General features: G+C 66.5%; 14 protein-coding genes. 10 read left to right on the forward strand and 4 right to left on the reverse strand.

All coding sequences use genetic code 11. The features are described 5' to 3' along the window. Positions 1–13: 13 nt before the first annotated feature. The 3 genes from eda to KU887_RS03240 all read left to right on the forward strand — a co-directional run bounded on the left by eda (position 14) and on the right by KU887_RS03240 (position 2738). Complete coding sequence (eda, locus tag KU887_RS03230; protein WP_006483410.1) at positions 14–640, forward strand: bifunctional 4-hydroxy-2-oxoglutarate aldolase/2-dehydro-3-deoxy-phosphogluconate aldolase; 627 nt, start codon at positions 14–16, stop codon at positions 638–640. Between the two features lie 219 nt (positions 641–859). Further along, complete coding sequence (locus tag KU887_RS03235; protein WP_006483417.1) at positions 860–2221, forward strand: GntP family permease; 1362 nt, start codon at positions 860–862, stop codon at positions 2219–2221. Positions 2222–2234: 13 nt separating this feature from the next. Next, positions 2235–2738 (forward strand): gluconokinase, encoded by a 504-nt coding sequence (locus KU887_RS03240; protein ID WP_059721659.1) that lies wholly within the window; start codon positions 2235–2237, stop codon positions 2736–2738. Positions 2739–2809: 71 nt separating this feature from the next. Here KU887_RS03240 and KU887_RS03245 read toward each other — a convergent pair whose 3' ends face one another. After that, positions 2810–3457 (reverse strand): TetR/AcrR family transcriptional regulator, encoded by a 648-nt coding sequence (locus KU887_RS03245; RefSeq protein WP_006483411.1) that lies wholly within the window; start codon positions 3455–3457, stop codon positions 2810–2812. A gap of 277 nt (positions 3458–3734) precedes the next feature. Here KU887_RS03245 and KU887_RS03250 point away from each other — a divergent pair, with 277 nt between their 5' ends. Continuing rightward, a complete protein-coding gene (locus KU887_RS03250) occupies positions 3735–5156 on the forward strand; it encodes an FAD-binding oxidoreductase (protein WP_048989326.1) in 1422 nt (473 codons plus the stop codon). A 67-nt stretch (positions 5157–5223) separates the two neighbouring features. Here the strand turns inward: KU887_RS03250 and purB are convergent, their stop codons facing one another. After that, complete coding sequence (gene purB / locus KU887_RS03255; RefSeq protein ID WP_006483408.1) at positions 5224–6612, reverse strand: adenylosuccinate lyase; 1389 nt, start codon at positions 6610–6612, stop codon at positions 5224–5226. 255 nt (positions 6613–6867) lie between these two features. On the opposite strand from purB, the gene KU887_RS03260 reads away from it, so the two are divergent. The 6 genes from KU887_RS03260 to KU887_RS03285 all read left to right on the forward strand — a co-directional run bounded on the left by KU887_RS03260 (position 6868) and on the right by KU887_RS03285 (position 12758). Then, the gene (locus tag KU887_RS03260; RefSeq protein ID WP_006483851.1) at positions 6868–7830 is read left to right on the forward strand and encodes a LysR substrate-binding domain-containing protein; all 963 of its coding nucleotides are present in this window, start codon (positions 6868–6870) and stop codon (positions 7828–7830) included. A 276-nt stretch (positions 7831–8106) separates the two neighbouring features. Further along, a complete protein-coding gene (locus KU887_RS03265) occupies positions 8107–9393 on the forward strand; it encodes a Glu/Leu/Phe/Val dehydrogenase (protein WP_006483853.1) in 1287 nt (428 codons plus the stop codon). Positions 9394–9640: 247 nt separating this feature from the next. Further along, the gene (locus KU887_RS03270) at positions 9641–10534 is read left to right on the forward strand and encodes a glutamate/aspartate ABC transporter substrate-binding protein (RefSeq protein ID WP_006483860.1); all 894 of its coding nucleotides are present in this window, start codon (positions 9641–9643) and stop codon (positions 10532–10534) included. An 84-nt stretch (positions 10535–10618) separates the two neighbouring features. Then, the gene (locus tag KU887_RS03275; protein ID WP_006483858.1) at positions 10619–11359 is read left to right on the forward strand and encodes an amino acid ABC transporter permease; all 741 of its coding nucleotides are present in this window, start codon (positions 10619–10621) and stop codon (positions 11357–11359) included. Next, a complete protein-coding gene (gene gltK, locus KU887_RS03280) occupies positions 11359–12036 on the forward strand; it encodes a glutamate/aspartate ABC transporter permease GltK (protein WP_006483854.1) in 678 nt (225 codons plus the stop codon). Before KU887_RS03275 ends, gltK begins: the two co-directional genes overlap by 1 nt. Then, positions 12033–12758 (forward strand): amino acid ABC transporter ATP-binding protein, encoded by a 726-nt coding sequence (locus KU887_RS03285; RefSeq protein WP_006492344.1) that lies wholly within the window; start codon positions 12033–12035, stop codon positions 12756–12758. Before gltK ends, KU887_RS03285 begins: the two co-directional genes overlap by 4 nt. Positions 12759–12843: 85 nt before the next feature. Here KU887_RS03285 and KU887_RS03290 read toward each other — a convergent pair whose 3' ends face one another. Beyond that, entirely contained in the window at positions 12844–18132 is a 5289-nt protein-coding gene (locus KU887_RS03290) for an autotransporter outer membrane beta-barrel domain-containing protein (protein ID WP_258254461.1), read from the reverse strand. Positions 18133–18746: 614 nt separating this feature from the next. After that, positions 18747–19661 (reverse strand): class II glutamine amidotransferase, encoded by a 915-nt coding sequence (locus tag KU887_RS03295; RefSeq protein WP_258254462.1) that lies wholly within the window; start codon positions 19659–19661, stop codon positions 18747–18749. Positions 19662–19741: the final 80 nt, after the last annotated feature.

Here is a 19741-nt window from a genome sequence, read left to right on the forward strand (position 1 = left end):
AGGAGCCAATTCAATGAAGACGATTGCTGAAATCGTGAAGCTGGGCCCGGTCATTCCGGTGCTCGCATTCGACTCGGTCGAGCAGGGCGAAAACGTGTCGCGTGCATTGCACGCGGGCGGCGTGAAGGTGCTCGAGATCACGCTGCGCACGCCGGCCGGCCTGGAGGCGATCCAGCGCGCGAGCCAGCTCGCGGACGACATCGTCGTCGGCGTCGGCACGATCACGAAGCCCGAGCACTGCGCGCAGGCGAAGCGCGCGGGCGCCACGTTCGGCGTGTCGCCGGGCCTGACGAAGGAACTGCACCTCGCGTCGCTCGACGCGGGCCTGCCGCTGCTGCCGGGCGTGATGACGCCGAGCGACATCATCCAGGCGCTCGAATTCGGCTACGACATCGTGAAGTTCTTCCCCGCGCAGCAGGCGGGCGGCGTGCCGATGCTGCAGGCGTTCCACGGTCCGTTCCCGGCGCTGAAGTTCTGCCCGACGGGCGGCATCACGGTCGATACCGCGCCGAACTTCCTGAAACTGCCGAACGTCGTGTGCGTCGGCGGCTCGTGGCTCACGCCGAAGGCCGCGCTCGCCGCGCAGGACTGGGCCGAAGTCACGCGCCTCGCGCAAGCGGCGAGCCAGCTGCCCCGTTAATACTTGTATGAAATGAAGAATCAGCCCTCGGAAAGCGAGCGTTAGTGCTTGTTTTACCGAGGGTTTTTGCTGATGGAACCGGTTCTATCCGCGGATCGCAAAGATAAGTAAAATTCAGCGTCCTGACGGGGTGGGTACCCCCCGTGTTTCGGAGACCTGCATAGCCGGGCATACTCGCAACGACTCGCCCGGTTCGAACAATTCTAGGAGGAGTGCCACATGGGGGCCGTCCAAGGCAGCATGCTGCTCGTATTCACGCTGATCGCGATTGCCGCGCTGATCCTGATGATCGCGCGCTACAAGATCTACCCGTTCCTGGTGCTGATCATCGTCTCGCTCGGCCTCGGTCTCGTCGTCGGCATGCCGATGGACAAGATCGTCAAGTCGTTCGAAACGGGCACCGGCGGCACGCTCGGCCACATTGCGATCGTCGTCGGCCTCGGCACGATGCTCGGCAAGATGATGGCCGAATCGGGCGGCGCCGAACGGATCGCGACCACGCTGATCGACTGGTTCGGTGAAAAGAACATCCACTGGGCGATGATGTTCGTCGCGATCATCGTCGGCCTGCCGGTGTTCTTCGAAGTCGGCTTCGTGCTGCTGATCCCGATCGCGTTCAACGTCGCGAAGCGCACCGGCAAGTCGCTGCTCGTCGTCGGCCTGCCGATGGTGGCCGGCCTGTCGGTCGTGCACGGGCTGATCCCGCCGCACCCGGCCGCGCTGCTGGCCGTCCAGCAATACGGCGCCGACATCGGCAAGACGATCGCCTTCGGTCTCGTCGTCGGCGTGCCGACCGCGATCATCGCGGGCCCGCTGTTCGCGCTGACGATCTCGAAGTTCGTGAAGCTGCCGGAAAACAACCCGCTCGCGTCGCAATTCGTCGATTCGAACGCGGATGGCCGCAAGCGCGAACTGCCGAGCTTCGGCATCACGCTGTTCACGATCCTGCTGCCCGTCGTGCTGATGCTCGTCGGCAGCTGGGCCGACCTGGTGTTCGCACCGAAGTCGCTGCCGAACAACCTGCTGCGCTTTGCCGGCAACTCGGACGTCGCGCTGCTGATCGCCGTGCTCGTGAGCTTCTTCACGTTCGGCAAGCTGCAGGGCTTCAACCGCGACCAGATCCAGAAGTTCTGCGGCGAGTGCCTGGCGCCGATCGCCGGGATCACGCTGATCGTCGGCGCGGGCGGCGGCTTCGGCGGTGTCCTGCGCGACAGCGGGATCTCGCAGCAGATCGTCGAGACCGCCAAGCATGCGCACCTGTCGCCGCTGCTGCTCGGCTGGTTCGTCGCGGCGCTGATGCGTCTCGCGACGGGTTCGGCGACGGTCGCGATGACGACGGCCTGCGGTATCGTCGCACCGATCGCGGCGGCGTCGGGCGCGTCGGTCAGCCCGGAGCTGCTGGTGCTCGCGACGGGCTCGGGCTCGCTGATCTTCTCGCACGTGAACGACGGCGGGTTCTGGCTGATCAAGGAATACTTCGGGATGACGGTGGGTCAGACGTTCAAGACCTGGTCGCTGCTTGAAACCATCATCTCGGTGCTCGGTCTCAGTTTCACGTTGCTGCTGAGCATGGTTCTGTAACAAGGGGTAGTCAATGATTCTGATCGCAATGGGCGTGTCGGGCGCCGGCAAGTCGCTGATCGGCGAAATGCTGGCGGAACGCCTGTCGTGCAGCTATACCGATGGCGACGCGTTTCACAGCGCGGCGAACAAGGAAAAGATGCACCACGGTATTCCGCTGACCGATGAAGACCGCTGGCCGTGGCTGCGCACGATTCGCGCGGCCATCGAGGAAAAGCAGCACGCGGGCGAGACGGCCGTGTTCACGTGCTCGTCGCTGAAGCGGTCGTACCGCGACGTGCTGCGCGGCGCCGACACCGACGTGCGGTTCGTGTATCTGAAGGGTTCGTTCGAAGTGTTGCAGGAGCGCCTGAAGAGCCGCACCGGCCATTTCTTCGATCCGTCGCTGCTGAAGAGCCAGCTGGACACGCTCGAGGAGCCGGGCCCGGACGAGGCGATCGAGGTCAGCATCGAGCTGACGCCCGAGCAGATCGTCGATCAGGTCATGCTGAAGATCGGTCTCGCGCAGCAGCACTGAGCGCGGTCCGCGGCCATCGTCATGGAAAAGGCGCCTTCGGGCGCCTTTTTCGTTTGCGATGCGCGGGCCGGTCAGGCCGTGCGCGCGCGTTGCGCGATCCCGTCGAGCAGCACGTCGAGCATCGTGTCGTGCACGACGGCCGGATCGAGTTGCGCATAGAGCGGGGCGGCCGACTTGACGAGCGGATGCCCGGCGTCGGACAGCGCGTGCATTTCCGCGAGTTCGACGTCGTTCGCGGCACGCGTGAGGCCGCCCGTTTCGGCGGCGGCGAGGCCGATCACGCTCGCGTACCAGCCGACGCATACCGCCGGCAGCGCCGCACGCGGGATGCCGGCGTCGGTCAGCGCGCGATGCACGGCCTCGATGTGCGCGAGATCGGCCGGCCCCGTGCTCATGTGCCGCTGCAGCAGCGCGAACGCGGCGGGGTAGCGCAACGCGAGTGCGCGGTACTGACGCGCGAGGTCGCGCAGCCGTTCGCGCCACGGCAGGGAAGGATCGACCGGCACGAGCGAGCGCGACAGCGCATTCGCGATCGCGCGGCTCAGGCCTTCCTTCGACTTGAAGTGATACAGCACGCTCATCGGGTCGCAGCCGACCGACTGCGCGAGCTTGCGCACGCTGAACGCGGCTTCGCCGACGTCTTCGAGCAGCGCGAGCGCGGCCGCGACGATCGCGTCCTTGTCGAGGCCGCGCGGCCCCTGGGCAGGTTTGTCTTTCATCGAGACGGGCTGGCAGGCCGGCACGGCGCCAGTTGTAAACTTGACGAAAGCTTATTCTACACTGTAGAATTATTTCTGCGGTGTAGAAATTGGGTGTCCCGGCACCTTTCAATACGTGCTTTCGCACAGTCCGGGATCCAGGCGGCACGAGCGTGCCCGCCGTCAACACGGGCCATCGCGCCCCCTTTCTCGTTGACACCCATGTGGAACCGGCTGCCCCCACCCGCGAAGCCAGCAGGCTCATCGACAGGCGGCCCAAGACCATGCAAGTGCAATCATGACGTCCAACAACAAACCCCTGATCCAGGGAGAAGCGCGTTTCGAGCAAACGCAACTGAACATCGAAAAAGACAACTGGAACTGGTGCGATCCGGCCCGCTACGACGGCGAGCATCCGGCGAACTGGTACGAAGCGTCGCTGTCGCGCCATGAAAACAGCGCGCCGCTCGCGCATGACATCGTGTGCGACGTGCTCGTGATCGGCGCGGGCTTGCTCGGCGCGTCGGCCGCGCTGCATCTCGCGCAAGCGGGCGTCGACACGATCCTCGTCGACAAGCATCACGTCGGTTCGGCCGCGTCGGGCCGCAACGGCGGCCAGCTGACGCCCGGCCTCGCGCGCTGGGAAGCCGCCGACATGATCGACCACCTGGCGCACGACGACGCGAAGCGGCTGTGGCGCTTCGCGTCGGCCGAGTCGATGGACCTGATCGACGAGATCGGCGCGCGTTACGCGCTCGATCTCGACCGCAAGCGCGGCCACGTGACGGCGGCGGTTCACCCCGGCCACATGAGCGCGCTGCTCGACGGCGCGGATGCGCGCCGTCATCTCGGCGATGCGGGCGTGACGCTCGTCGGCCGCCATCAGCTGCACGACGAATACGTGCGCTCGGGGCTGTACCACGGCGCGGCGATCGACGCGATCGGCGGGCAGATCCATCCGCTCGCGCTGGTGCGCGGCCTCGTGCACGGCTTCCGGCTGAACGGCGGCGCGCTGTACGAGGGCACCGAAGTGCTCGAGCTCGACGAGACGCCAGCGGGCGTCGTCGCGACGACGCCGGGCGGCACGATCACCGCGCGTCGCGGCGTCGTGCTCGCGCTGCACAACACGACGTTCCGGCTGCTCGACGACGGCGCGGCGACCACCGTGCCGTTCTTCACCTACGTGAGCGTGACGGCGCCGCTCGACGTCGACGTTGCGACGCTGATGCCGGCCGGGATGCCGGTGTACGACACGCAGTTCCAGATCGACTACTACCGGCCGGTGCGCGGCAACCGGCTGCTGTTCGGCGGGCAGGGCACCGGCACCTGCTGGGCGCAGCCCGACGTCAACGCGTATCTGCTGACGCGGCTGAACACGGTGTTTCCGCAGCACGACGGCCGCTTCGCGCTCGACTACTGCTGGAGCGGCGTCAGCGACTTCACGCTGAACGGCGCCACCGACAGCCGCAAGACCGACGGCCGCGTGCCGATGTACATGGTGCAGGGCTGGAGCGGGCACGGCGTCGCGCAGACGGTGCGGATCGGCAAGGCGATCTGCGACGATTTCGTCGGTCGCAACGACGATTTCTCGATGCTCACGGGCATCGACCATCGCGCGATTCCGCTTGGCCGGCAGTTGTCGCCGATCGCGATTCCGGCCGCGAAGGCGGCGATGAGCGTGATGAGCGCGCTCAACCCGGGGCGGATGATTTCGTTCTGATCGTTCGACAAGCAAAAAGCCCGATGCGATTGCTCGCATCGGGCTTTTTTTCGTCAGGCGGCGGCGCTTACGCGATCCGCTTCGCGAGTTCGACGGCCTTGCCGATGTAAGACGCCGGCGTCATCGCGAGCAGGCGCTCCTTCGCATCCTGCGGGATCGCCAGCGTGCCGACGAATTCCTGCAGCGCCTCGCGCGTGATGCCCTTGCCGCGCGTCAGCTCCTTCAGTTGCTCGTACGGGTTCTCGATGCCGTAGCGGCGCATCACCGTCTGCACCGGCTCGGCGAGCACTTCCCAGCAGTTGTCGAGATCTTCGTTCAGGCGCTGCGGGTTCACTTCGAGCTTGTCGAGGCCGCGGATCAGCGAGTCGTACGCGAGCAGCGAGTAGCCGAGCGCGACGCCCATGTTGCGCAGCACCGTCGAGTCGGTCAGGTCGCGCTGCCAGCGCGATACCGGCAGCTTGTCGGCGAGGTGGCGCAGCGTCGCGTTCGCGAGGCCGAGGTTGCCTTCCGAGTTCTCGAAGTCGATCGGGTTGACCTTGTGCGGCATCGTCGACGAGCCGATTTCGCCGGCTTTCGTCTTCTGCTTGAAGTAGCCGACCGAGATGTAGCCCCACACGTCGCGGTCGAGGTCGAGCAGGATCGTGTTCGCGCGGGCGACCGCGTCGAACAGTTCGGCCATGTAGTCGTGCGGCTCGATCTGGATCGTGTACGGGTTGAACGTGAGCTTCAGGCGGTTTTCGATCACGTCGCGCGAGAACGCTTCCCAGTCGAATTCCGGATACGCGGACAGGTGCGCGTTGAAGTTGCCGACCGCGCCGTTCATCTTGCCGAGGATCTCGACCTTCTCGATGCGCGTGATCGCGCGGGCGAGGCGGGCCGCGACGTTCGCGAGTTCCTTGCCGAGCGTCGTCGGGCTGGCCGGCTGGCCGTGCGTGCGCGACAGCATCGGCTGTTCGGCGTGGGCGTGCGCGAGCGCGACGAGGCGCTGGTAGACCGTGCGCAGCGCCGGCAGGATCACGTGTTCGCGCGCGCCGGCGAGCATCATCCCGTGCGACGTGTTGTTGATGTCCTCGGACGTGCACGCGAAGTGGATGAATTCGCTCGCCTTCTCGAGTTCGGCCTGGCCCTTCACCGATTCCTTCAGCCAGTATTCGACGGCCTTCACGTCGTGATTCGTCACGCGCTCGATTTCCTTGATGCGCGCGGCGTCGTGCGCGGTGAAGCGCTCGGCGAGCTGCAGCAGGAACTGTTCCGACGCATCGGAGAAGCGCGGGACTTCCGCGAAGCCGGCGCGCGACAGCGCGATCAGCCAGTGCACCTCGACGGTGACGCGGTGGCGCATGAAAGCGGCTTCGGAGAGCCAGTCGCGCAGCGCTTCGGTCTTGCTGGCGTAGCGGCCGTCGATGGGCGAGAGCGCGGTGAGGGCGAAAAGCGTATCGGGACGAGTGTCGGACATGATCGGGCGGGCCTTGGGGCCGGGTCGAGCGAGGGGAAGGAGAATCCGGCATTTTACCATTGGCGCGGGCCGATCCCGGCCGAACCGGTCCGGCCGCGGTGGCCGCGGGCGCGCGACGCCCGGGCGGCGCCGCAGCGACGCGCCAATGGCCGGCCGGCGGGCGCCCGCGCCGGCTCGCCGGGCCGCGCTCGACACCGCCGGCCGGGTCCGCCCGCCGGTAGAATGCAGGCTTCTTCCCGACCGCCGCCCGCCTGCATGGAACTGAAATGGCTCGAAGACTTCGTCTCCCTCGCGGAAACGCGCAGCTTTAGCCGGTCCGCCGAGCTGCGGCACGTGTCGCAGCCGGCGTTTTCGCGGCGTATCCAGGCGCTCGAGGCGTGGCTCGCGACCGAGCTGATCGATCGGTCGGTCTATCCGACGCGGCTCACGCAGGCCGGACAGATCTTCTACGAGCAGGCGCTGACGATGCTGTCGCAGGCGCACGAGGCGCGCACGCTGCTGCGTGGCCACGTCGGCGCGCCGGTGCCGACGATCGAATTCGCGGTGCCGCACACGCTGTCGCTCACGTATTTCCCGCGCTGGCTGCAGCGGATCGAGGCGAAGATGGGCCAGGTTCACACGCGGCTGCGCGCGCTGAACGTGCACGACGCGGTGCTGTCGCTCGTCGAGGGCGGCTGCGATCTCGTGATGGGCTACCACCACCCGAGCCACCCGGTCGCGCTCGACCCGGCGCGCTACGACATGCTGATCCTCGGCAGCGAGCCGATCAGCCCGTTCTCGGCGCCCGGCCGCGCGGGCCGGCCGCGCCATACGCTGCCGGGCGCGGCCGACGCGCGCGTGCCGTACCTGTCGTATACGCCGAACGCGTATCTCGGCCGGATGACCGAAGTCATCATCGCGAATGCGCCGACCCGGCTGTTCCTCGATCGCGTGTACGAAACCGACATGGCCGAAGGGCTGAAGGCGATGGCGCTCGCGGGGCACGGCGTCGCGTTCCTGCCGCACAGCGCGGTCGACGATGCGGTCGCGGGCGGCCGGCTGATCCGGCTCGACCGGTCGGCGCGCGGCGCGCATCCGTTCACGCTGACGATGGAGATCCGGCTGTACTGCGACAAGCTCGCGCTGCAGGGCGACGAGCCGCGGCAGAAACTGGTGCGCGCACTGTGGGACGTCGTGCGTGACGAACTGCGCGACACAGCCGGCGACACGGCGGATTAACCGCCGGCGGTTAATCCGCCAACCGGGCCCGGCCGGCCAACGGCGGCCTTGCGGCGCCTGTCGGACGGCGGTCCGGCGGGCGGCATGCATCCACGCCATCCGATTTTTCGCGAACGCGATGCACGGCCGATCGCGGCCGTTCTTGCGCAAATCGACCGCGGATTTGCGAAAAATCGCGATCATGCAAGAAACGCATAATCGAATAAACAAACGGCATTGGATAAAAAAAACGGGTTTTTCGACAATGTGCGCAATCCGTTGAACGTTGGAGCATCCATGTCTTCGCAACAGCAGTCCATCCCGTCCTACCTGCACGCCGACGATCTCGGCCCGTGGGGCAACTACCTTCAGCAGGTCGATCGCGTCGCGCCGTACCTCGGTTCGCTGTCGCGCTGGCTCGAAACGCTGAAGCGCCCGAAGCGCATCCTGATCGTCGACTGCCCGATCGAGCTCGACAACGGCACCGTCGCGCACTTCGAAGGCTATCGCGTGCAGCACAACGTGTCGCGCGGCCCGGGCAAGGGCGGCGTGCGCTACCACCAGGACGTGACGCTGTCGGAAGTGATGGCGCTGTCGGCATGGATGTCGGTGAAGAACGCGGCCGTGAACGTGCCGTACGGCGGTGCGAAGGGCGGCATCCGCGTCGACCCGCGCAAGCTGTCGCGTGGTGAGCTCGAGCGCGTGACGCGCCGCTACACCAGCGAAATCGGCATCATCATCGGGCCGAACACCGACATTCCGGCACCGGACGTCAACACCAACGAACAGGTGATGGCGTGGATGATGGACACGTACTCGATGAACCAGGGCCAGACGTCGACCGGCGTCGTGACCGGCAAGCCGATCTCGCTCGGCGGTTCGCTCGGCCGCAAGGAAGCAACGGGCCGGGGCGTGTTCGTCGTCGGTTCGGAAGCGGCGAAGAAGAAGGGCCTCGAGATCGAAGGCGCGCGCATCGCGGTGCAGGGCTTCGGCAACGTCGGCGGCATCGCGGCGAAGCTGTTCCAGGAAGCGGGTGCGAAGGTGATCGCGGTGCAGGATCACACGGGCACGATCTACCAGCCGGCCGGCCTCGATTCGAACAAGCTGCTCGACCACGTCGCACGCACGGGCGGCGTCGCGGGCTTCGAAGGCGCCGAGCCGATGCCGAACGACGAGTTCTGGACGGTCGAGACCGACATCCTGATCCCGGCGGCACTGGAAAACCAGATCACCGAGAAGAACGCGGCGAAGATCCGCACGAAGATCATCGTCGAAGGCGCGAACGGCCCGACGACGACGGCGGCGGACGACATCCTGAGCGCGAACGGCGTGCTGGTGATCCCCGACGTGATCGCGAACGCGGGCGGCGTGACCGTGTCGTACTTCGAGTGGGTGCAGGATTTCTCGAGCTTCTTCTGGACGGAAGACGAGATCAACCATCGTCTCGAGCGCGTGATGCGCGAAGCGTTCGCCGGCGTGTGGGCGGTCGCGGAAGAGCACAAGGTGACGGTGCGTACGGCGGCGTTCATCGTCGCGTGCAAGCGCATCCTGATGGCGCGCGAAATGCGCGGCCTCTACCCCTGATCGGGCGTCCCTAACCGGGCGTCCCTAATCGTCGACTATGATCGATTCATGACGCAATCCACCCGATTGCGGATATGAACCCTCGCGGGCGGTGCCGGATCCGGCATCGCCCGCGCGCGCATTCGGAGCGCCCGAAGCCTGGAGGAAGGCTTCGCACAGGGCGATTCGTAGTGCGGTAAACAACCAGTACTTTCAAAAATATTACTTTGATACACTGGCGCGGGTTTTAGCCAAGGAGATGACCAAAATGAAATTCCACAAGGCAGTCCTGACGGTCGCGGCGCTTTGCGCGTTCGCAAGCGGCGCGCATGCTCAGGAGACGGGCACGCTGAAGAAGATCAAGGACACGGGCGTGATCGCGCTGGGCCACCGCGAATCGTCGATTCCGTTCTCCTATTACGACCAGAACCAGCAGGTGGTCGGCTATTCGCGCGAGTTCCAGCTGAAGGTGGTCGACGCGGTGAAGAAGAAGCTGAACCTGCCGAACCTGCAGGTGAAGAACATCCCCGTCACGTCGCAGAACCGTATTCCGCTGGTGCAGAACGGCACGGTCGACATCGAGTGCGGCTCGACGACCAACAACCTCGAGCGCCAGCAGCAGGCTGCGTTCTCCGACACGATCTTCGTGATCGGCACGCGCCTGATGACGAAGAAGGATTCGGGCGTCAAGGATTTCGCCGACCTGAAGGGCAAGACGGTCGTGACGACGGCCGGCACGACGTCGGAGCGCCTGCTGCGCAAGATGAACAACGACAAGCAGCTCGGCATGAACATCATCAGCGCGAAGGATCACGGCGACTCGTTCAACACGCTGGAATCGGGCCGCGCGGTCGCATTCATGATGGATGACGCGCTGCTCGCGGGCGAGCGCGCGAAGGCGAAGCAGCCGGGCGAATGGGTGATCGTCGGCACGCCGCAATCGGAAGAGGCTTACGGCTGCATGATGCGCAAGGGCGACGCCGACTTCAAGAAGGTCGTCGACGACGCGATCTCGCAAGTCGAGAAGTCGGGCGAAGCCGCGAAGATCTACGCGAAGTGGTTCGAGAACCCGATCCCGCCGAAGGGGCTGAACCTGAACTTCCCGCTGTCCGATTCGATGAAGAAGCTGTACGCGAACCCGAACGACAAGGCGCTCGACTGACCACACGGCCGTTGATGCAGAAATGACGCTACTGAAACGGAAGAGGCCACGCTTCTTCCGTTTCTTTTTGCTGGAGTCTTGCCCATGTCTTACCACTGGAACTGGGGCATCTTTCTGAGCCCCGTGTCGACCGGCGAGCCGACGACTTATTTCGGATGGCTGATGTCCGGCTTCTGGGTGACGATCGAAGTGTCGCTCGTCGCCTGGGTCATCGCGCTGATCGTCGGGTCGCTGTTCGGCGTGCTGCGCACCGTGCCGAACAAATGGCTGTCCGCGATCGGTACCGTGTACGTGTCGATCTTCCGGAACATTCCGCTGATCGTGCAGTTCTTCGTCTGGTATCTCGTGATACCCGAGTTGCTGCCTGCGTCGATCGGCACCTGGATCAAGCAGTTGCCGCCGACCACGCAGTTCTTTACCGCGTCGATCGTCTGTCTCGGCCTGTTCACGGGCGCACGCGTGTGCGAACAGGTGCGTTCGGGGATCAACGCGCTGCCGAAGGGCCAGCGCGCGGCCGGCCTCGCGATGGGTTTCACGCAATGGCAGACGTATCGCTACGTGCTGCTGCCCGTGGCATACCGGATCATCGTGCCGCCGCTCACGTCGGAATTCCTGAACATCTTCAAGAATTCCGCCGTCGCGTCGACGATCGGTCTGCTCGACCTGTCCGCGCAGGCGCGCCAGCTCGTCGACTACACCGCGCAGACCTACGAGTCGTTCATCGCGGTCACGCTCGCCTACGTGCTGATCAACCTCGTCGTGATGGCGTTCATGCGCTGGATCGAAGGCCGTACGCGGCTGCCCGGCTATATCGGAGGCAAGTGATGCATCAGTTCGACTGGAGTAGTATTCCCGGCGCGCTGCCGACGCTGTGGTCGGGGGCGGTCGTCACGTTCAAGATCACGCTGATCGCGATCGTGGTCGGGATCGTCTGGGGCACGCTGCTGGCGCTGCTGCGGCTGTCCGGCGTCAAGCCGCTCGCATGGTTCGCGAAGGCGTACGTGACGGTGTTCCGCTCGATCCCGCTCGTGATGGTGCTGCTGTGGTTCTTCCTGATCGTGCCGCAGGTGCTGCAGGGCGTGCTCGGGCTGTCGCCGACGATCGACATCCGCCTTGCCTCGGCGATGGTCGCGTTCTCGTTGTTCGAAGCCGCGTATTATTCCGAGATCATCCGCGCCGGCATCCAGGCGGTGCCGCGCGGGCAGGTGAATGCCGCGTTCGCGCTCGGCATGAACTACGCGCAGGCGATGCGCCTCGTGATCCTGCCGCAGGCGTTCCGCGCGATGGTGCCGCTGCTGCTCACGCAGGCGATCGTCCTGTTCCAGGATACGTCGCTCGTGTACGTGATCAGTCTCGCGGACTTCTTCCGCACGGCCGCCAACATCGGCGATCGCGACGGCACGACCGTCGAGATGGTCCTGTTCGCCGGCGCATGCTATTTCGTGATTTGCTCGTTGGCGTCTGCTCTCGTCAAGGGTCTCCAGAAAAAGGTCACAAGATGATTTCCATCAAGAACGTTTCGAAGTGGTACGGCCAGTTTCAGGTCCTCACCGAATGCACGACCGAGGTCAAGAAAGGCGAGGTGGTCGTCGTGTGCGGGCCGTCGGGCTCGGGCAAGTCGACGCTGATCAAGACCGTGAACGGCCTGGAGCCGTTCCAGCAGGGCGAGATCCTCGTGAACGGCCAGTCGGTCGGCGACAAGAAGACGAACCTGTCGAAGCTGCGCTCGAAGGTCGGGATGGTGTTCCAGCATTTCGAGCTGTTCCCGCACCTGTCGATCACCGAGAACCTGACGCTCGCGCAGATCAAGGTGCTCGGCCGCGGCAAGGACGAAGCGGCGGAGAAGGGCATGAAGCTGCTCGATCGCGTCGGCCTGAAGGCGCATGCGCACAAGTATCCGGGCCAGTTGTCGGGCGGCCAGCAGCAGCGTGTCGCGATCGCGCGCGCGCTGTCGATGGACCCGATCGCGATGCTGTTCGACGAGCCGACGTCCGCGCTCGATCCCGAGATGATCAACGAAGTGCTCGACGTGATGGTCGAACTCGCGCAGGAAGGGATGACGATGATGGTCGTCACGCACGAGATGGGCTTCGCGAAGAAGGTCGCGCATCGCGTGATCTTCATGGACAAGGGCGCGATCGTCGAGGACGACCGCAAGGACGATTTCTTCTCGAATCCGAAATCGGAACGCGCGAAGGACTTCCTCGCGAAGATCCTGCACTGATGAGTGTTCGCGCGTTTTGGCGCGCGACCATGCGAAAACCGCCCGGCAGGCAGCCGGGCGGTTTTTTTTCGTCCGCCGCCGGGCGTTACCAGCTGTACCGGTAGCCGACCTGCCCGACGATCCCGCGCCGGTAGTCACCGCCGATGTTGCGCGCGATCTTCGCGTTCGCGTACAGCTCGCCCGACTTGCCGAAGCCGGCGGTCACGCCGACGCCGAGCTCGTACCAGGTGCGCCCGAGATGCGTGGCGAACGGCGTGCCGCCGACGACGGTCTGCCCCGGCGACAGGAAGTCGTGCAGCACGTCGGCCGTGAAGTACGGCGTCGCGGCGCCGCCGCCCGCGTCCGACTGGAGGTTCGGCCGGAAGATGCGCACGCCGACGCGGCCGCGCAGCGCATTCGTCGTCGTGCCCGATACGGCCGACACGTTGTCGTTGAACCCGTTCAGCTTCAGGTATTGATACATCAGCTGCGCCTGCGGCTCGATCGCGACGGGGAACGTGCCGATCGCGAACGGCTTGCCGACTTCCTGCGACAGCGCGACGCCGAAGCCGTTCTGCGACGCTTCGTTGCCGTAGCTGTCGCGATAGCGGTTGCCGTAGTGCGTGACCTGCCCGACGCTGTCGAAGTAGGTGCCGTCGGACAGGTAGCGGGTCCAGTAGCCGCCGACGCTCTGTGCATGCATCTCGACCGAGCCCGTCGACGTCGACAGGTTCGGCGAGCCGGCGCGCGCCATGTCGCTGAAGCTCGCATTCGACACGCCGATGCTGGCCGTCACGCCCGCATGCGTGCTGCCGGCGCCGCCCGGTGCCTGGTCGAGGGTCCAGTCCTTGCCGAACTGCGCGAAGAACGTGCGTTCGTCGGCCGAGAAGCGACCCGCGTTCGCATCGAGACTCTGGCCGCCGATGCGCCCCCACACGCCGTCGCGATTGCCGGGCTGTTGCTTCTCGACGTTGTAGAGGTCGCCGACGCGCTCGTGCAGCCTGCCGAGCGTCGAGAAGCCGTAGTCTGCGTTCAGCAGCGGCGTCATCGCGTAGCCGGAGACGCCCGGACGATACGCGAGCGCGCCGCCGTTGCCGTTGCCGTTTCCATTCCCGTTGCTGCCGCCGTCGCCGCCGCCGGACGGGTGGATCGGGTCGACCGGGTCGGTCGGGTCGAGCTGCGAACGCAGGTACCAGCCGTTCGCATCGCCTTGCCCGCCGCGATAGAGCCGGTATTCGTACGCGCCGGCCTGTACCGGGCCGGCGAGATGGAACGCCGACGCGGTGGTCGTGCCGCCGTTGGCCGTGACGACCACGGCAATCCCGTCGCCGGTCGTCTGCGCGCCGGCGCCGGCCGTGTTGGCGATCTTCAGGCCGGTCGTGCCGGTCGCCGCGCCGCCGTTCACGATCAGCCGGTCGGTCGGCGATGCGTCGGCGCCGAGATACGTGTTCAGCGCGATCGTGCCGCCGTTGCCGACGTAGCCGCCGGTCGTCAGCGTCTTGTAGCTGCCCGTCAGCGTCGGCGAGCCGGTCGGCGCGGCGAACGCGACGAGGCCCGCGTTGGTCAGGCTGCTCAGCACCGAGCTGCCCGTCATGCGCCACGTGCTCGTGCCGTCGACGGTCAGTGCGACCGGGTCGATCTTGCCGGTCAGCGTGGTGCCGTTCGCGAGGAACACGTTGCCGGTGCTCGACGCGTCCGACACGATGTCGCCCGCGAGGTTGACCGCCGATGTGCTGAACGTGACGTTGCTGCCGTTCGCGAGATTCAGCAGCGTGCCATTGCCGGCCGTCACGACCGTGCCGTTGCGCACCGCGATGTCGGCCGTGCTCCCGCGCGCGGCGAACGCCGGCCCGGTGGCGGACGTCACGCTGCCGCCGTCGACGAGCACCGAGCTGGTCGCGCCGTTCGCGAGCGTGTCCGACGTCAGCACGCCGGCCGTCGCGCCCGTGAGCGCCGTGCCGGTCAACGCGAGCACGCCGCCGCTGTTCGCGGTGGCGCCGCTGCCGGCCGCGCTGGCGAGCGACGAACCCGTATCGGCGATGCGGCCGCCGTTTTGCGCGACGATGCCGTCGGCCGCGTTGCCCGACGCGGTGACTTTCGCGCCCGACAGCAGGGCTGTCGCGCCACCGTCCATGATGATCGCATGCGCGTTCGCGCCGGTCGTCGCGATGGTCGTTCCATTGGCTGTAAGCGCGGAATCGGCACCCGACACGGACACGCCGCGCGCATCGGCCCCCGCCGTGCGGACGACCGTGGCCGCATCGGTCGCGATGCGCGCGCCGGCGCCGGTCGACGTGAGGCCGTCGGCGCCGTTGCCGGTCGTGGCGACCTGCGTGCCGGACAGCGCGATCGTTGCATTCGCACCCAGGTTGCGGACCCCGCTGCCCGAGCCGCCGACCGCAATCGACGTCGCGCCGGCCGCGATGCCGCCGCCCGTGACGGTCGAGTCGATCAGCACGCCGTCGGCGTTGCCGTTCGCGATGACGGTGCCGGCGCCCGACAACGCGACCGAAGCGCCGGCCCCCGTCAGACGCACGCCCGCGACACCGTCGTCGGCTTCGATCGAACCCGCATTGGCGAGCGTGGCCGACGCACCCTGCACGAGCGCGCCGGTGCCGTTGGTCACGCGGATCGTCGACGCGTTGTTCACCGTGCCGAGCGTGCCGGCCACGACGCCCGTCGAGCCGGCGCCGGTCAGCAGCACCGTGCTGCGGTTCTCGAGCGTGCCGAGATTCTGCGCGATGAAGCCGGTCACGCCGGCGGTCGACGACGTGACGGCCGCGTGGTTGGTCAGCGTCGTCGCGACCGGCGCGCCGGCATTCGCGCCGGCGAGGTCGTGCGCCTGCCCGTCGACGACGCCCGCGGTCGCGCCGGCCGCGTTCAGGTTGATCGTCGCGCCGGCGTCGATCGTGCCCTTCGCGCCGCCTTCGACCGCGATCGCGATGCCGTTCGCGCCGTTGACGTCGTAGACCGCGTTGCCGGTCGACAGCGTGGTGCCGGCGTCGGTTGCGAGTACGCCGCGCGAGCGCTGGCCGTTGACGTCGGTCGTCAGCGCGCCGGCCGTCGATGCACCCGTGTAGGCCGCGCCACCCGCGACGCGGAACAGCGTCGAATCGTCGGTGTCGACGCTCAGGTGCTGCCCGGCGACGTTGATTTTCGAGCCCGCGCCGTAGGCGTAGAAGCCGATCTGGTTGGTGCCGGACATGAAGGCCGGCACGGCGTTCGCGCCGACGTCGATCGTCGCGCCCGAACGCGCATGCACGCCGATCGCGCCCGCGCCCGTCAGGTTCAGCGCGCCGTCGAGCGTGGCCTTCGCGAGCGGCCCCTCGGCCCAGACGCCATAGTTGCGCGTGCCCGACGCCGGATCGAGGCCGCCGGCCACGTTGATCGTGCCGGTCGACGTCGCGGCCGTCGCGTTCGTGCCGGTGCCGACGACCATCATGCCGATGCCGTTCACGCCATTCAGCGTGATCGTGCCCGTGTTGGTCACGGTCGCGGCGGTGTTGGCCGCCAGCATGCCGACGTTGGCGAGCGGCGTGCCGGCCGCGGCGCCGTTGACGACGATCGCGCCCGCGTTGGTCAGCGTGCCGGAAGTCGAGCCGATGCTCGCCAGCGCGGCGCCGTTCTGGGTCTGCGTGCCGATCACGATCGTGCCGAGATTGCTCGCGGTGCCCGACGCGCCGAGCAGGATGCCGTACGCGTGCGCGGCGAGCGCGACGTCGTTCGTGGCTTCGGGCGCGGCGACGTCGTACTGCGCGGCGCGGCCGAGATAGATCATGCCGCCGGCTTCGTTCGTGAAGCTGCCGCCGGCGACGAGGCCGCCGATCACCTGGCTGTCCAGCGTCGTCGCGTTGACGCCGACGTTGATCGTGCCGGCGTTCGACGCGTGCGCGCCGTCCGTCGCGGCCACCGCGTAGTTCTGCAGGTCGAGCCGGTTGCGGGTGAGATCCCACGCGCCGACGTTCATCACGCCGTTGTTGACGAACGTGGTGCCCGTGCCGTTCGCATACACGCCGCTGCCTTCGACATACGTGCCGAGCCCGAAGTTGTCGGGCCGGGCGGTGCCCGTGTCGACGTTGTCGCCGGCCGTGTAGCCGGATGAGATCGTGCCGTTGTTGACGCCGCTCGCGCCGCTCAGCAGGCGCACCAGCGTGAAGTCGCCCGACAGGCGCCCGTCGTTGACGAAGTGCGCACCGTTCTCCGCGACGACCGCCGCGCTCGCGTCGATCGTGTTGGAGCCGCGGAAGTCGATCTGGCCGTCCTTGCCGATGTGCAGCGTCGCGTTTGCGCCCGTGCCGTGCATCGCGGACGGGTAGTTCCGGGGCAGCGCGTTCTTGTCGCCGGGCGACACGTTGTTCGCATACTCGAAGGTCTGCGGGGAGAGCGTCACGGCCTGGCCGAATGCGTTGTCGTAGGCGGTCTGCGAGCCGAGCGCGCCGTTGCGGACCGAACGCACGAGAAAGTCGTTGTACGCGGCGAGCGACGCGGCATCGGTGACGGTCCACGTGCTGCCGTCGAACGCGGTGAAGGTGCCGGCGTAGGTCGGCACGTCGAGCTGGATGCTGCCGACGGGGCCGCCGCTCGCGAGATAGTCGCCGGTGATGAACCAGATCTGGTTGCGCGAATTCCAGTTGATGACGCTCGGGACCGAGCCGGTGCCGTCCGCGTAGGTGAGATCGCTCTGCTTGGCCGCGATCGTCATTACGTTGCCGGTCGCCGCGGGCGCGTTCGCCGCGTTGCCGATCGAGACGTCGAGCGTGCCGCCCGAGCTTGCGACCGTGCCGATCCGCGTGTTCACGTACTGGTCGCCGTTCACGTCGTGGTACACCTGCACGACGGTCGAGCCGGCGTTCGACGACACGAACGCGGACGAGTCGTAGGTGGCGACGGACGTGCGACCGCCCGTGATCGAATCGGGGGTGCCGACGCTTTGCGTCTTGCCGCCGAGCGTGACCAACGGCTGATTCGAGTTGCCCGAAATGATGGACGTGTTGGCGAGCGGCATCGGCGTGTAGCCCATGTCGCCGGTCGCGCCCGTCCAGGCGCCCGTCAGGCCGACCCGGTCGCCGCCCGACACGGTCGTGGCGCCGACGAGGTCGTTGTTGACGGTCGGGTTGAAACTGTCGAGCACGCAGGTGCCGCCGCTCGCGATTGCGGCGCCGTTGCCGCAGGTCGACGCGTGTACGGTGCCGACCGACAGCGCGGCCAGGGCGGCGCCGAGCGCCGCGACCCGCAGTGGCGACCGGCGCACGGCGTGACGCGTTGCCTCGTGCGCGGTGCGGCGACTTGCCCCCGACGCGCTGCCCGAGCGCTTGCCGCGCGCCCGGGTCGTTTCCGCCACCGCGACCCAGCAGCCGGCGGCCTCGCTCCATATCGATCGAAATGAGTGATTCACGACATACCCCTCTTTCTTCTTTTGACGTGGCATTCGCCGCCATTCGGCGAATTCGCATTCCGCGGTGGGGAAATAATCCGAAGGGGCGTGCGGCGGCTATGGCTGCGTGTCGCGCCAATCGTGTTTAGTTACACCGTGGATGGGCGGAGTCTACTGATTCGAATGGGCGTCGATTATCGATAAGCTGGAAACTGTAATGATGCGAACCGTAGTGCGTGGTATTTTTGATTTGTGTGGGTAATCGAACCGAAAGCTATGGTGGAGGCGGGTTTGGGCGGTGGGTGTGAGAATCCGGGAGGGTGGTCGGAGTGGGTGGGATAGCGCACGGTTCCGGCAGGCGTGGCGCGTTAAAATGCAGGTCCGGGATTTTGGTTTTGATTGGTGATTATCTTGTTTGCTGCATCTTTTATTTATTTTCGCTTGTAATTTAATAAAATAAAGCGAATGTTGCGTGGCATCGATTGATTGCGCCGACTGGTGCTCAAAATGGAACCCGATTGGCTGGAGCCGAGCGATTTGCGCCGACGACGCGCGTCGTCGACAGTGCGGTATGACGCCCGCGCAGCCAGCAGAAAATGAGCAGAAAGCGGGCGCAGCCGATGCCGCGCCGGGCGTCAGAAATCGATCGCGTCGTCGGAATCGCCGTCGGCCGCGGTGGCGAGCGCTTCGCGAACCACCGCGCGCGGCGCGGACGCCGACGCGTCGAGTGACGGGTTGCGCAGCTTCTCGAGCACGCGCTCGGGCACCGGAATCCGCATCCGCGCGGCGACGTCGCCGCACTGGAACATGATCAGCTCGCCCGGCTCGAACGCGGTCCAGACTTCGTTGTCGGTGAGCGGCTGTGTCGCGATCACCGCGACGCGATCCTCGGGCGTCGTGTATTTGGCGAAGTCGATCGACAGGTCTTCGTCGACGAGATGCGCGGTCGAGAACGGCCAGCGCCGCACGAGGTAGTGCAGTCGCGTCGAGCAGTGCGCGAAGAGCGCCTGGCCGTTCGACATCAGGAAGTTGAACACGCCGTGATCGGTGATGCCGCGCGTCAGTTCGCCGACCCGCTCGAACAGCTCCGGCAGCGGCGGCTGCGCGCCGGGAAAGGCTTCGCGCAACCCCTGCATCAGCACGCAGAACGCCTGTTCGCTGTCGGTCGTGCCGACCGGATGGTAGACGCTGCCGTCCATGTCCGGCGCGTAGTCCTGCAGGTCGCCGTTATGCGCGAAGATCCAGTGCCGGCCCCACAGTTCGCGCATGAACGGATGGCTGTTCTCGAGCAGGATGTGCCCCTGCGTCGCCTTGCGGATGTGCGCGATCGTGTTCTTGGACTTGATCGGGTAGCGCTTCACCATTTCGGCGATCGGCGACGTGGCCGATGCCTGGTGATCGATGAAGAGGCGGCAGGCCTTGTCTTCGAAGAACGCGATGCCCCAGCCGTCGGCATGGTGATCGGTGAGCCCGCCCCGGGCCGCGAAACCTGTGAAGGAGAATGTGACGTCCGTCGGCGCGGCGCAGTTCATTCCTAGGAGTTGGCACATTTTACGTGGGGCGGCAGACTGAAGCAGGGGGTAACGAACCGGGCGAACCCCGGTACAATGCGGCTTCTAGCATATCACCG

Source organism: Burkholderia sp. EMB26 (assembly GCF_024730645.1).
GTDB classification, from domain to species: Bacteria; Pseudomonadota; Gammaproteobacteria; order Burkholderiales; family Burkholderiaceae; genus Burkholderia; species Burkholderia cenocepacia.

Coding starts and splice junctions, on each gene's coding strand:
- gltK (WP_006483854.1), top strand. CDS start 11,359: ATGCATCAGTTCGACTGGAGTAGTATTCCCGGCGCGCTGCCGACGCTG.
- KU887_RS03275 (WP_006483858.1), top strand. CDS start 10,619: ATGTCTTACCACTGGAACTGGGGCATCTTTCTGAGCCCCGTGTCGACC.
- KU887_RS03285 (WP_006492344.1), top strand. CDS start 12,033: ATGATTTCCATCAAGAACGTTTCGAAGTGGTACGGCCAGTTTCAGGTC.
- purB (WP_006483408.1), bottom strand. CDS start 6,612: ATGTCCGACACTCGTCCCGATACGCTTTTCGCCCTCACCGCGCTCTCG.
- KU887_RS03235 (WP_006483417.1), top strand. CDS start 860: ATGGGGGCCGTCCAAGGCAGCATGCTGCTCGTATTCACGCTGATCGCG.
- eda (WP_006483410.1), top strand. CDS start 14: ATGAAGACGATTGCTGAAATCGTGAAGCTGGGCCCGGTCATTCCGGTG.
- KU887_RS03250 (WP_048989326.1), top strand. CDS start 3,735: ATGACGTCCAACAACAAACCCCTGATCCAGGGAGAAGCGCGTTTCGAG.
- KU887_RS03265 (WP_006483853.1), top strand. CDS start 8,107: ATGTCTTCGCAACAGCAGTCCATCCCGTCCTACCTGCACGCCGACGAT.
- KU887_RS03270 (WP_006483860.1), top strand. CDS start 9,641: ATGAAATTCCACAAGGCAGTCCTGACGGTCGCGGCGCTTTGCGCGTTC.
- KU887_RS03295 (WP_258254462.1), bottom strand. CDS start 19,661: ATGTGCCAACTCCTAGGAATGAACTGCGCCGCGCCGACGGACGTCACA.
- KU887_RS03260 (WP_006483851.1), top strand. CDS start 6,868: ATGGAACTGAAATGGCTCGAAGACTTCGTCTCCCTCGCGGAAACGCGC.
- KU887_RS03245 (WP_006483411.1), bottom strand. CDS start 3,457: ATGAAAGACAAACCTGCCCAGGGGCCGCGCGGCCTCGACAAGGACGCG.
- KU887_RS03240 (WP_059721659.1), top strand. CDS start 2,235: ATGATTCTGATCGCAATGGGCGTGTCGGGCGCCGGCAAGTCGCTGATC.